The 12,980-nt window shown below is 55.9% G+C and carries 10 protein-coding genes; 6 read left to right on the forward strand and 4 right to left on the reverse strand.

What is annotated here, in order from left to right:
* Window positions 1-66: 66 nt before the first annotated feature.
* From DQG13_RS20935 to DQG13_RS20950, 4 genes are all read left to right on the forward strand, one after another.
* Complete coding sequence (locus DQG13_RS20935) at window positions 67-1,041, forward strand: ABC transporter permease (RefSeq protein ID WP_113021814.1); 975 nt, start codon at window positions 67-69, stop codon at window positions 1,039-1,041.
* A 19-nt stretch (window positions 1,042-1,060) separates the two neighbouring features.
* A complete protein-coding gene (locus DQG13_RS20940; protein WP_113021816.1) occupies window positions 1,061-1,927 on the forward strand; it encodes a carbohydrate ABC transporter permease in 867 nt (288 codons plus the stop codon).
* Window positions 1,928-1,962: 35 nt separating this feature from the next.
* On the forward strand, window positions 1,963-3,492 hold the full coding sequence (locus tag DQG13_RS20945) for an extracellular solute-binding protein (protein ID WP_113021818.1): 1,530 nt from the start codon (window positions 1,963-1,965) through the stop codon (window positions 3,490-3,492).
* Window positions 3,493-3,713: 221 nt separating this feature from the next.
* A complete protein-coding gene (locus tag DQG13_RS20950; protein ID WP_113021819.1) occupies window positions 3,714-6,047 on the forward strand; it encodes a helix-turn-helix domain-containing protein in 2,334 nt (777 codons plus the stop codon).
* Between the two features lie 44 nt (window positions 6,048-6,091).
* On the opposite strand, the gene sdaAA is transcribed toward DQG13_RS20950, so the two are convergent.
* Together sdaAA and sdaAB are read right to left on the reverse strand one after the other, a co-directional pair.
* Entirely contained in the window at window positions 6,092-6,988 is an 897-nt protein-coding gene (sdaAA, locus tag DQG13_RS20955) for an L-serine ammonia-lyase, iron-sulfur-dependent, subunit alpha (RefSeq protein ID WP_113021821.1), read from the reverse strand.
* Window positions 6,989-6,992: 4 nt separating this feature from the next.
* Window positions 6,993-7,667 (reverse strand): L-serine ammonia-lyase, iron-sulfur-dependent subunit beta, encoded by a 675-nt coding sequence (gene sdaAB, locus DQG13_RS20960; RefSeq protein WP_113021823.1) that lies wholly within the window; start codon window positions 7,665-7,667, stop codon window positions 6,993-6,995.
* A 247-nt stretch (window positions 7,668-7,914) separates the two neighbouring features.
* On the opposite strand from sdaAB, the gene DQG13_RS20965 reads away from it, so the two are divergent.
* Window positions 7,915-9,750, forward strand: coding sequence for a stalk domain-containing protein (locus DQG13_RS20965; protein WP_113021825.1), 1,836 nt, complete (start codon window positions 7,915-7,917; stop codon window positions 9,748-9,750).
* A gap of 24 nt (window positions 9,751-9,774) precedes the next feature.
* Here DQG13_RS20965 and DQG13_RS20970 read toward each other — a convergent pair whose 3' ends face one another.
* On the reverse strand, window positions 9,775-10,932 hold the full coding sequence (locus DQG13_RS20970; RefSeq protein ID WP_113021827.1) for a cation:proton antiporter: 1,158 nt from the start codon (window positions 10,930-10,932) through the stop codon (window positions 9,775-9,777).
* Window positions 10,933-11,055: 123 nt separating this feature from the next.
* Window positions 11,056-11,601 carry a TetR/AcrR family transcriptional regulator gene (locus tag DQG13_RS20975; protein ID WP_113021829.1) on the reverse strand — a complete coding sequence of 182 codons (546 nt, stop codon included), beginning with the start codon at window positions 11,599-11,601 and terminating at the stop codon, window positions 11,056-11,058.
* Between the two features lie 180 nt (window positions 11,602-11,781).
* On the opposite strand from DQG13_RS20975, the gene DQG13_RS20980 reads away from it, so the two are divergent.
* On the forward strand, window positions 11,782-12,822 hold the full coding sequence (locus DQG13_RS20980; protein ID WP_113021831.1) for an NAD(P)-dependent alcohol dehydrogenase: 1,041 nt from the start codon (window positions 11,782-11,784) through the stop codon (window positions 12,820-12,822).
* Window positions 12,823-12,980: the final 158 nt, after the last annotated feature.

Below are 12,980 nucleotides of genomic sequence, written 5' to 3' on the forward strand. Positions count from 1 at the left end.
CGGCGCTCCATCGCAATGAACATATAACGTTGCGGATTACTTCTTAAGAGAAAGGGGATGTGCCATATGGCGGAGGCCAATCCGTCTTCAGCATCCGAGGCATTGCCGGCTCAACCGCGCCCCGGGAAGAGCAGGTCCAGAAGATTGTGGCTGGATGTGAGGAGAGACCGCTACCTGTATCTGCTGGCCTTTCCGGGACTTCTATTCTTCCTGATTTTCAAGTACGTGCCCATGTGGGGGGTGACCATTGCCTTCCAGAATTATTCCCCTTACCAGGGCATGTTCAAGAGCGATTGGGTAGGCCTGGAGCACTTCATCAGCTTCTTCTCCAATCCCGACTTCCTGCTGCTGTTTCGCAATACCATGGCGATTAATCTGATGAGCCTGATTTTGTTCTTCCCCCTGCCCATTGTCTTATCCCTGCTCCTGAATGAGATCAGGCGGGAGGGCTACAAGAGGCTGGTGCAGTCCATTGTGTACATGCCCCACTTTCTGTCCTGGGTCATCATCTCCGGGTTGACCTTCATGCTCTTCGCCAAGGGCGAAGGACTGGTGAATAATCTGCTGGAGGCGGCGGGCTTTGAGCGGATGAATTTCTTGACCAATCCCAACGGCTTCTGGCTGATGCTGACCATGCAGTCCATTTGGAAGGAAGCGGGCTGGGGGACGATTATCTTCCTGGCCGCCATCGCCGGCGTGGACCCCCAGCTCTATGAAGCCGCGAGAATGGACGGCGCAGGCCGAATCCGCCAGATGTGGCATGTGACCCTGCCGGCAATCCGCAACGTTATTATCATCCTCCTGATTCTGCGGCTTGGCCATATGATGGATGTGGGCTTCGAGCAGGTGTTCCTGATGTATAACGGCGCTGTGTCCCAGGTGGCGGAGGTGTTCGACACTTATGTATACCGGGTGGGCATTCAGCAAGGCCAATTCAGCTTCAGTACGGCTGCGGGTTTGTTCAAGTCGCTGGTGGGACTGGCGCTGGTGGTAGGCTCCAACGCCTTGGCCAAGAAGCTGGGCCAGGACGGAATTTATTAAGCCGCAAGGAGGGATACGCTTGATTCGCACCAACAGAGAACGGGCCTTCGACGTGGTAAACGTCCTTTTGCTGGCCTTCATCGCCATTGTGACGTTCTTTCCCATCTACTATGTATTCATTGTTTCGTTTGTCGATCCCACGGAATATTTGACCAAAGCTTATGTGCTCTGGCCGGAAAAATGGTCTATCGAATCCTATAAGTTTCTGCTCTCCACCAAAGCCTTTCCCCGGTCCATCTACAACAGCGGCTTCCTGACCGTGGTGGGCACGGCGCTCAGTCTGATGGTTACCGCCTCGCTGGCCTATGCGCTGTCCAGAAGGCGGCTGCGGGGACGCCAGACCTTTCTCATGCTGATTCTCTTCACCGTCCTGTTCAGTCCTGGAATTATTCCCCATTACCTGCTGGTCCGCGATCTGCATCTGATGAACAGCTACTGGTCCCTGATTCTTACCTCTCTGGCCAGCGGCTGGAATGTGATTCTGATGAAAGGGTTCTTCGACAGCATCCCGGTGGAGCTGGAGGAATCCGCCGCCATCGACGGCTGCCACGACATCTCCATCTTTATCCGCATTATTCTGCCGCTTTCGCTGCCGTCCCTGGCCGCCTTCGGGCTGTTCTACGCCGTCGGCTACTGGAACCAGTTCTTCAACGCGCTGCTCTACTTGAACAATCCGGCCAAGTGGCCCATTCAGGTACTGCTGCAGAACCTGCTGATTTCCTCATCCAACAGCGAGCTGGTCTCGGATGTGGTGGCAACGCCTCCTCCGACGGAAACGCTGAAGATGGCTGCCGTCATTATCGCTACCGCGCCGATTCTTGCGGTGTACCCGTTCCTGCAGAAGCATTTTGCAAAGGGCGCCATGGTCGGCTCGGTTAAGGGATAATATATATCATCTTAATAAAGGAGAGGGTCAAAAACATGAAGCATGTCAAAACCTCGCTTTGCCTGGTAGTCGCATTATCCACCGTTCTTGCCGCATGCGGCGGAAGCGGCAGCGGTACAGAGCCCGCCGCCAGCCCGGGGACTGCCACTCAGGCCGCCCAGAAGACGGAAGCCCCCGTGGAGATCAGCGTTATGGTTCACTTTTTCTCCCAGCAGCCCATGGCTGCGGACAATCCCGTCAAGCAAGCCATCGAAAAGGCCACCAACAGCAAGCTGAACATCCAGTGGGTATCCTCCAACAACTATGGCGACAAGCTGAATGTCACCCTGGCCTCGGGAGATATCCCGGATTTGACCTTCATAAACGATCCGTTCGCTTCAGTGGTCCGGAATATGGCCACCCAGGGAGCCTTCTGGGAGATAGGCCCGTACATCAAGGACTATCCCAACCTGTCCAAGGGCATTCCCGAAACCGCCTGGGATTTGACCAAAATGCAGGACGGCAAAAACTACTTCATTCCCCGGCCGCGTCCTTCCGAAGCGGATTCCTTCTTCATTGTCCGCAAGGATTGGCTGGATAAGCTGGGCCTGAAGGTGCCCTCCACCACCGATGAGCTGTATCAGGTGATGAAGGCCTTCGCCGAGAAGGACCCGGACGGCAACGGCAAGGCGGATACAGTGGGCCTTACCGCCAATACCGATTCGCTGAACTATGTTGACACCGCCTTCACCGGGGTAAACGGCAAGTACAAATGGGCCAATGAGCAAATCACCCATGTGGCGATGTTGCCGGAATACCGCCAGTCCCTTGAATTCCTGGTCAAGGCCTACAAGGAAAAGCTGATTCCCGCGGATTTCGCCTCCATGAAGCTGACGCAGGTCAACGAATTGTTCCAAAGCGGGAAGGCAGGCATGCTGGTTGAAAAAGCCGGCACCATGGCAACCTATTATGACAAGCTGAAGATCATTGACCCCAACTTCAAACAAGGGGATTTTTATCCGGTCACCAGCATCAACGGCTATAATCCCAAGGGTCCCGGCTTCTCCGGCACGCTGGCCATCTCCAAGAAGGTGTCGGAGGACAAGCTGAAGCGGATTCTGAAGGTGCTGGACACCTGGATGAACCCGGAGGTTTTCGCTTACAATACGTACGGCATTGAAGGTGTGCACCATACGGTGAAGGATGGCCAGAAGGTGCTGGACACAGAGAAGCTGCAGGCGGACAGCGTAGCTGACCTGAATCAGATTCTGTATGTGGCCGATCCGTACGCCAGCTCGACGAAGGTGTCCTTCCCCAAGGAAGTCAACGAGGTGTATGCGAAAATTCAGGATGAGCGGGTCAAAACCAGCGTAGCCGACATTTCCATCGGTCTTTATTCCCCTACTCTGATTAAGGCGGGAGCCGAGCAGGAGAAGAAGATTGCCGATCTGAGGACCAAAATTATTCTGGGCACCGAGCCGATTACGGCTTGGGACGACTATGTAACCAAGCTGAAGGGGGATGCCGATCTTCAGAAGATCTGCCAGGAGCTGACAGAGGCGTACAAGAAGCGGATGGGCAAATAATACGGGAGCATAACATTCTTGCAGAGCAAGGCATGGGCCGGGGGCGGATCGGAGATCTGTTTCCGGCCAATATGGTTTAGGAAGCCGATGGGCCGGATCTGATGCTGCGCGAGCCCCCATATTCCGATTGGCGTTGACAATAGGCGGGGCAATCTTCATCATGAAGCTGAGCCCCTCTTTCCCGGGCAGGACATTACCGCAATTTGAACGGAGGAAAATCCATGCTGCAGAGCTTGCGCAACCGGCTCAGAACGGGTATGGAAAGCAGGCGGTCCAGACGGTTTTTCTGGAGAAGCCTGAGTGCGTTTCTGCTGGTCACCTGTATTCCCGGGCTGATTACGGGCAGTATTATCTATTGGACCTCAACCATCGGAATTGAGAGCGAGCTCCAGAAGCTTCATGAGAAGCAAGTGCAGCAGCGGGCGGAGAATATTGACGACCAATTGTCCTACATGGAAATGCTGTTCAGTCAGTGGGCATTCGACGCGCAGTTCGATTACAAGCTCAAGGAGCTGGACTTTACATATAACTTTATTCAGGTCCGCGACATTTACCGAACCCTGTTCATCATGGAGGGGGCGCATCCGCTCATCTCGAATGTGGAGCTGTATTTGAAGTACCCCCAGCCGCTTATTTTTAACCGGGATGTCTATCGAAATATCACTGATGAAGCATGGAGTCAACGATATGAAGCCATGCTGCAGCATACGAAGTTCGCTTACTGGACGGACAGCTATGAGCAACTGGGCAAAGAGGGGGAAAAGCCCCTTCTTGCTTTGGTGAACAAGGTGCCGGCCGGAAGCTCGGAGCCTCTGGGATGCATCATCACGCTGATGGACAAGGAAAAGCTGAGGAAGATGCTGCAAACTCTGACGCCGTACAATGAAGGAACGGCTTTTCTTCTGTCGCCGGAGGGCGAGGGGTTTATTGTTCAGGGGGAGGCGGACAAAAACGGGCTTGAGCTGGCCTTGAAGGATGCCATCACCGGCGGCAAATACCGGACCGATTCTTTTCTCTATGATTATAATGGGGAAAAATATTCTGTTTCGGTAGGCGAATTTTCCAGAATCGGGGAGGCGTGGATATATGTGTCCGCCGCTCCCCTTACCGCCATCACCGCTCCGATGCTGTTCGTGTCCAAGCTGATCCTGCTGATTAGCGGAAGCGGTTTCCTTCTGGCCTTGGTGTTGTCCCTGGGGGCGACCTACCGGCTGTACACTCCTATCGGGAAGCTGGTCCGGCTTTTGCCCGGCAATGAGAACCACCGGGATGAATTCGAGCTGATCGAGCAGCAGTGGCTGGATCTGACACAGGAGCGGCAAACGCTGCAGAAGCGGCTGGAATCTCATCTGCCCCAGATGCGGGAGGGTTTTATGCTGCAACTGGTGCAGGGCCATCTGCTGTCCATGACGGAGAAGGATATCCGGGACCGTCTGCTCCATTATGGATGGGAGACCGAGGGGAAGCAGTTTGTCGCCGCGCTGATTCAGTTGGGCAGCCTGTCGGGGCAGGAGGGAAGATTCAAGCAGGGGGATGAAAGCCTTGTTACCTTCGCCGCAGCCAATATTGTCAGCGAGCTGTCGGGCTCCCTCTCCTGCCAGCTTGTGAATTTCCATGATCTGACCCTGGGGCTGCTCATCGCTTTCCCCGACGAGATGACGGCGAAGGAGCAGGCGGACATTCTGAACCGGACAGGGGAGGAATGGATTCAGGCGGTGGCCCGGGTGCTGAAGCTGCGCATGACCATTGCCATCAGCAGCCCTGTGGCCCAAATCCGGCACAGCTCGCTTCTGCTGGAGGAGGCGCGGCAGGCGTTAAGCTTTGCGGAGCTTGGCTCCGAGTGCCAGATTATCGAAGCCTCCTGCATCGATAAGCGGCGCAAGGCCCAGGGCTTCCGTTATCCCTTCACCCTGGAGAAGGAGATTATCCAGGCGGTGCGCATCGGCTCGGAGGAGGAAGCGGCCCAGCTCATCGAACGCTTCCTGAAGGAGCTGGCCCAGGACGGCGCCGCCAAATTTGTCATGCAGCAGGGAATGATGCAGCTGCTGGGCAGCCTGCAGCATGCCATGCTCCACTCCGGCATCAATCCCATGGAGCTGTTCGGCGGAGTGAACCTGTATGAGCAGCTCGGCGATTGCAATGAACCGGCGGATATTCTCCGTTGGTTCCGCAGCAGGGTGGTGGGGCCGTATGTACACGAGCTGATCAGCAGACAGGATTACCAATTGAAGAAGATGGTGGAAAAAACCATCGGATTCATCAACGAGCGCTACATGAGCTTTGAGCTGTCTCTGGACTGGTGCGCCGACCAGTTCGGCACCAGCGCCTACACCTTGAGCCGCGCCTTCAAGACGGTCACAGGGCTGAACTTCATTGATTACCTGACCAATATCCGGTTGGAGAAGGCCAAGGAGTTATTGCGGGAGACGGATATGAAGATCAACGATGTGGCCGCCCAGGTCAGCTATCAGCAAACCTATTTCAACCGCATATTCAAAAAATACGAGGGCATCACTCCCGGCCAATACCGGGAGATGCACCAGGATAAGGGATAACCGGAGGGGCATCCGGCAAGCGCCCGCAGGCGGGTTTTGGCCTGTTAAGCGCCGCCGTCCTTGCCTTTGCCATAAAGCTGGCGCATGATGGTGCGGCCTGTGGGCGTTTGGGCCAGCCCGCCCTTGGCTGTTTCCCGGTGGGCGTCCGGCATGGCCGAACCCACCTCCAGCATCACTTGCACCACTTCGTCGGAGGGGATGACGCTTCTGACGCCGGCCAGCGCCATGTCGGCCGCCGCCAGGGCGGTTACGGCGCCGAAGCCGTTGCGCACGATGCAGGGAATCTCCACCAGGCCGCCTACGGGATCGCAGATCAGGCCCAGGGAGTTCTTGAGGGCCAGACCCACGGCGTGGATCGCCTGCTCCGGTGTGCCGCCCCGCAGCTCCGTCAACGCTCCGGCCGCCATGCCGATGGCGGAGCCCACCTCTGCCTGGCAGCCTCCTTCGGCGCCGGAGATGAAGGAGTTGTTGGCAATCACAAACCCGATGGCACCGGAGGCAAACAAGGCATGGGTCATGGCCTCGTCATCATACCCGAACCGCTCCTGGGCGCTGACGAACACACCCGGAATAATCCCGCAGGACCCGGCGGTGGGGGTAGCCACAATGCGGCCCATGGACGCATTCACCTCGGAGACGGCCAGGGCGTAGGCCATCGCCCGCCCGGCGTCCGGCCCGAGGTTGGATGCGCCCGGCTCCGCCGCATGCTCCATCACCTTGCGGGCATCGCCGCCGGTGAGCCCGCTGCGGGAGCGGGTATCCTCCGTCAGCCCGCGCTGCACCGCTTCCTTCATAATGCCGTAGTAATCGGCCATCTGGCGGTATACCGCCTCCTCCGCCATGCCGGATTCTGCGGCTTGCTCCCGCAGCATCATTTGTCCGATGGAGAGATTTTCTTCCGCACACAGCTTTGCCAATTGCTCCAAGGTTGAGAATCGCATTCGATCACCCGTTTCGTAGATTCACTACACTGATCCGGCTTACATCCGCCAGCCGGGCCAACTGCTCCAGCACCTCCGGCCGCGCCGGCTCATCCATTTCCACAACGGTCAGCGCATCGCCGCTCCGGGATTTCCGGTTGACGTTCATATGCCCGATATTGATCCCTTCGCTGCTGAGCAGCCGCGAAATATCCGCCACCATTCCCCGCTGGTCCCGGTGGAACACCAGGAGCGTGGGATAATCCGCGGTAAAGCGGACATCAAAGCCGTTGACCCGGGAAATTTCGATGTTGCCGCCGCCGATGGACGCTCCTGTCACCGTATCCTCCCGGCCGCCGCCGCTTTGGACCCGGAGCATTACCGTATTGGGATGCCCTGCCGGCAGCATGGCTGTCCGGAAGCGGACCTCCATCCCGGCTTGCTCCGCCAACGCCGCCGCATCCCGGATGCGGGCGTCGTCGGTATCATAGTCCAGCAGCCCGCCGATCAGCGCCAGGTCCGTGCCGTGGCCTTTATAGGTGGCGGCGAAGGAGCCGTACAGGGTCAGCTCCGCCAGCTCGGGCTGCGCTCCGTGCAGCCGTCTGGCCACACGCCCCAGCCTTGCCGCGCCTGCCGTATGCGAGCTGGAGGGACCCACCATGCTGGGTCCGATAATGGAAAACACATCTTTAAACCGCACGGTCCGTTCCTCATTTCCTGTTCGTGACGAGTATATTCCTGCTGCGGGATCGCTCAAGCATCAAGCGCTCCAATCCTATTATACAGCGCATTGGGCGATTTCCGAAAAGGTAAGGACAGACTATTTGCACGGGCACAGCAGTTTACTCTGCTTGGAGGGCGGATGCTTCCGAATCTTAGGCGGGAAGGAAAATAGGGATTTTTGTAGAATAATCTGGATATGAAAATTTAGTCATAGGAGAACTTATATGAAAATTCGCATTCTGATTATTCTGCTTACTGTCTGCTTGCTTCCGGCGGCAATGCCTGCCCGAGCGGAAATCCAACCACCCGTTGCGGTTAAGTTAAACGGGGAAGAGCTCCAATTTGAACAGACGCCTCTGATAGAAAACGGCAGTGTGCTTGTGCCCATGAGAGGGATACTTGAGGCGTTGGGAGCTTCAGTCGGTTGGGTTCCGGAGAGTAAGACGGTGGAAGCCCGTTTGGGAAATATCACATTGGCTTATACCATTGGAGAAAAAACGGCCTATAAGAACGGTTTGCCGCTGGAATTGGGAACGCCCGGACTCATCAGCAATGGCTTCACTCTGGTGCCGGTCCGTTTTTTTGCCGAGGCGTTGGGGGCAAAAGTCAGCTGGGACCAAGATATGCGCACAGCCTCCATTGTGACGGTTGCCAGACGCAATGTGCAGATTGAGCAGATCATGGACGGGATGTATGTGACTGTCCGCTATATAGACGGAACGGAGAAGGATGCGCGAGATACAGTGAGGCTTGCGGGAATTTCGCCAGTGCATAATGGACAGGAGCCAACTGCTTATATCCGCTCACAGGTACGGGAAGGGTCCATACTGTCCATGGATATTCTCGGGAACCGCGACCGGAACCGGCACATCCACGGAATTTTGTATCTGGAGAACGGCCTTTCGCTGAATGAAAAGCTGCTGGCGGAAGGGATAGCGGCAGTTAGCGATGATCTTCGGGACGGATTGAAGGAAGAGTATGGGCCGTTGATGCTTGAAGCTAAAACCAACCTGACCGGCTTTTGGAATGCGGAAAAGAAGGATCAGGCCTCCTCCATCCGGAGCATGGATGTTGCCTCCAGCGGAGCAGCTGTGGTGATGGAGAATGGGGAGCTTTGGACCTGGGGGCAGTTTTATGAAAAGCCCACGCGGATTTTAGAAGAAGTGGTCATGGCCAATGTGGATACTGACAGTGGGATTGCACTGAAGCGGGATGGCACAGTATGGGTTTGGGGCTTCAACAACGGAGGGCTTTGGGGAACAGGGGAATCCGGGTACGAGGTAACGGTTGTTCCCAGGCAAGTGGCGGGCCTCCGGGAGATTGTATCGGTAGAGCTGGCTCATGCCGCTGCTTTTGCCATAGATGGCAGCAGGCAGGTTTTTGCCTGGGGCTCCAATTTCAAGGGAAAGCTGGGGCAGGAGTATTCTTTGGCCAATCACCTTATCAAGAGTCCGTATGCAACAGGCTGGACGGATGTCCAGGCAGTCAGTCCGGGATTTGAATTCTCCGTTGTGCTGAAAAAAGATGGGACAGTCTGGAAGACGCAGCCGGGCAGCTCCAGCCTGCTCCAGCTTGATGGCCTCCGGGACATCGTGTCCGTATCCAACCGGAACTCCTTTGCGCTGGCGCTTCAGAAAGACGGTACTGTCTGGACATGGGGAGTCCAAAGCGTATTTGGGCCTTCACTGTATTTGGAGCCGGGCCGTTTGGAGGGATTGGAGGACATTGTCCGGGTGTCAGCGGGAGATGACCATGCTTTGGCCATGGACCGGGATGGCAGTCTCTACGCCTGGGGGAGCAATCTGCATGGGCAGCTGGGCAATGCGCAATTGGAAAGTGCTTTCGGCAAAGCCGTTAAGGTGCCGAATATTCCTCCGGTAAAAATGGCGGCAACCGGAGTGCGCCAATCCTTGCTGCTGCTTCAGGATGGCACACTCTGGGGTGTGGGAGGGAATACTCATTTTTGGATAGGCCCGGACTTCCTGCGGGATCGGGATTCCAGCAATGTGATTTATCAAAATAAGCTGACCCGGATTGAACTGAAGCTGTCTGAACTTTGATAGGGCGAGATATAGCAAAGAGGCTCAAGCAGAGCCTCTTTTTTCCGCGTTGCCGCTGAAAAATATCTTGAGCAAGGAGGGGGCAATCAGCGTGGTCAGAATAATCGCGATGATCACCGGAGTGAAATACGCTGCGGGCAGCAGTTGGGCTTGCAGGCCTGCCGCTGCGATAATCAGCGCCACCTCCCCGCGGGAGATCATGCCCGAGCCCACCGCCCAGGCGGAGTGGTTTGAAAGGCCGGTTAACCGGCCGCCCAGCGCGCTGCCGGCCAGTTTCGTCACCACAGCGGCCAGGGTCAGGGCGGCGACAAACAGCAGCTGGTTCAGAACGCCCTGAAACGACACCTGCAATCCGATGCTGACGAAAAAAACGGGTACAAAAATCGAGTAGGCAATGGGTTCGATCTTGGCTTCCACCGTATGCTTAAACGACGTTTGGGAAATGGAGATTCCCGCGGCGAAGGAGCCGATAATTGCCGCCATTCCCATCATATCGGCGAAGTAGGCAAAGGCGAAGCAGACCACAAGCGCCATGGTGATGACAGGTTCAGTGACGGACAGCCGTTCAAGAAGCTTCATAAACCTGGGGACTGCCAGCCATCCGGCGAGAACGATAACGAGGAAGAAGAGCAATTGTTTGCCCACCATCATGCCGATGGACAGATCGCTGCCGGCGCCCAAGAGGCTCATCATCACCGCCAGCAGGATCACAACCAGCACATCATCCAGCACGGCCGCTCCCAGAATGGTGGTGCCTTCCCGGGATTGAAGCCGGTTCAAATCCTTCAGAACTTGTACGGATATGCTCACGGATGTGGCGCTGAAAACAACGCCCATAAACAGCGCGTAGGATAAGTCCAGTCCAAAAGCGGCTGCCAGCCCGGCAATGCCTGCAAAAGGCAGGATGATGCCTCCTGCGGCGACGGCCATAGCGGATTTCCAGGACCGCTTCAGTTGCTCCAGATCCGTCTCCAGCCCGGCAATGAACATCAGCAGGATCACGCCGGTTTCGGCTATATAATGGATGAAATCCGTATTTTCAATCCAGCCGAGCACCGCCGGCCCGACGATAATGCCTGCCAGAAGCTTTCCCAGCACGGAAGGCTGTCCCAGCAGTGTGGAGAGATGCCCGAATACCTTGGTCAACAACAAAATAAGGGCGAGATACAGAATAAACGTCAATGCTTGTGTCACCTCATCGGTTGTGGCTTAACCAATGTATATACGAGGGGCAGGAGGAACGATTTCATGAAAGATCGGGAACAGGATGTTTGTATCTCCGAAAGGGCGGATTGCAGGTTTGCGTTATAAATTCCGCTCCAGCAAGGCTCCCAGCTGCTCCGCCAGCTCCCGGTAGGAGAAGGGCTTTTCATTCATGAACCACCATTCCACCACTCCAGCATAAGCCGATGCCGTGAACCGGACCAGGACATCCTCCTTGATCCCCTGATTTTTCCCCCGGGTTACATCCAGCTCACACCGGAATTCATCAATGAGAAAGTCGAGGAACCGGTTGCGGAAATAAGGGGCCCCTTTGCTGGCCAGCATGAGGGAGAAGAAGGAATAATGCTGGTCGAAATATTCGCAAAAGACCAGAGTGGCCTCTGTCCACTCCAGCCTGCAGGATGCTTCGCACAGCTCCCGGAGCCGGTTCATATGCTCCTCGATGAGCTTGTCCAGAAGATCGTATTTATCCAGATAATGCAGGTAAATGGTTCCCCGGTTGACATTGGCCCTGTCTGAAATATCCTGGATGGTAATGTCGTCCAGATGTTTTTCTGTCATTAAGGCAATCAGAGCTTTTTTGATCGCCTCCCGGGATTTGAGAACCCGCCGGTCCACTTTTGTCATTTACGCGTCACCACACTTTATGATTTATTGTACAATTTCTGCAAGATTGTTCGTTAATCAACGAAAAGCGCCTAATTAACCATTGCAACGTCTTCCGTTCTTTTTATAATAATAAACATATGTTGATTAATCAATAAGTATATAATTATATTCCGGCAACGGAATAAGGAGGCCAAAACCATGTGCAAAACCCATGTATTGTCCGTAGCCAACGCCAAAGCAGCCTTTGAGAAAACGGTGCTTGAACGCAGAGAGCTGCGGCCCCATGACGTGCTCATCGACATTCAGTTCAGCGGCATTTGCCACTCGGATATTCACAGCGCCCGCGGCGAATGGGGCGGCGGGATTTTTCCCATGGTGCCCGGTCATGAGATCGCAGGTGTTGTTGCAGCAGTTGGGCCGGAGGTAACCAAGTTTGCAGTAGGCGACCGGGTGGGAGTCGGCTGTTTTGTGGATTCGTGCGGAGAGTGCGAATACTGCCTTCAGGGGGAGGAGCAATACTGCACCAAAGGCGTTGTCTCCACGTATAACTCCCTGGACTATGACGGGAATCCCACCTATGGCGGCTACAGCCAGAGGATTGTGGTGACCGAAGGCTTTGTGGTGCGCATTCCCGATGCGCTTCCGTTGGATGTGGCCAGCCCGCTGTTATGTGCCGGCATCACCACCTATTCGCCCCTCCGGCATTGGAAGGCGGGGCCGGGCAAAAAGGTTGCCATTGTGGGTATGGGCGGTCTGGGCCATCTGGCCATCCAATTTGCCCGTGCCATGGGCGCTGAGGTGACGGTGCTCAGCCGTTCCCGGGACAAGGAGGCGGAGGCCCGATCCTTCGGCGCGGATCACTATTACGCCACCGGTGAGGAAGGCACCTTCGCAGCCTTGGCCAACCGTTTTGACCTGATCCTCAATACGGTGTCTGCCAATCTGGATGTGGATGCGTACTTGTCCACGCTGCGGATTGACGGCACGCTAGTTAACGTCGGGGCGCCGGGCGAGCCGGACCAGTATCATGTGTTTTCGCTGATTATGGGCCGCAAGAGCCTGGCCGGTTCCCTGGTGGGGGGAATCCGGGAGACCCAGGAGATGCTGGATTTCGCCGCTGCCCACGGGATTGCCCCGCAAATCGAAGTGATCCGGGCGGATCAGGTGGACGAGGCGTACGAGCGGGTGCTCCGCAGCGATGTCCGGTACCGGTTTGTAATTGATATTGCTACTCTGTAAAACAATCCCCCAAAAGTGACGAGATGCTTTGAAGTGAATTCCGAGTACTTTTGGGGGAGCCCCCGGATGACCCGGATGAAGAAGTGCTGACGACGCCCTTTCACAGAAAAAAGAGCATAAAAAAACTCCTGCGGATGGTGACGCAGGAGTTTTTTGTT

Origin of the sequence: Paenibacillus sp. YN15, from assembly GCF_003285005.1 — a bacterium.
Taxonomy (GTDB): domain Bacteria; phylum Bacillota; class Bacilli; order Paenibacillales; family NBRC-103111; genus Paenibacillus_AR.

Excerpts from the sequence above, each read along its gene's own strand:
- DQG13_RS20935 (WP_113021814.1), top strand. The coding sequence starts at position 67 with ATGGCGGAGGCCAATCCGTCTTCAGCATCCGAGGCATTGCCGGCTCAA.
- DQG13_RS20965 (WP_113021825.1), top strand. The coding sequence starts at position 7,915 with ATGAAAATTCGCATTCTGATTATTCTGCTTACTGTCTGCTTGCTTCCG.
- sdaAA (WP_113021821.1), bottom strand. The coding sequence starts at position 6,988 with ATGCGATTCTCAACCTTGGAGCAATTGGCAAAGCTGTGTGCGGAAGAA.
- DQG13_RS20975 (WP_113021829.1), bottom strand. The coding sequence starts at position 11,601 with ATGACAAAAGTGGACCGGCGGGTTCTCAAATCCCGGGAGGCGATCAAA.
- DQG13_RS20980 (WP_113021831.1), top strand. The coding sequence starts at position 11,782 with ATGTGCAAAACCCATGTATTGTCCGTAGCCAACGCCAAAGCAGCCTTT.
- DQG13_RS20950 (WP_113021819.1), top strand. The coding sequence starts at position 3,714 with ATGCTGCAGAGCTTGCGCAACCGGCTCAGAACGGGTATGGAAAGCAGG.
- DQG13_RS20945 (WP_113021818.1), top strand. The coding sequence starts at position 1,963 with ATGAAGCATGTCAAAACCTCGCTTTGCCTGGTAGTCGCATTATCCACC.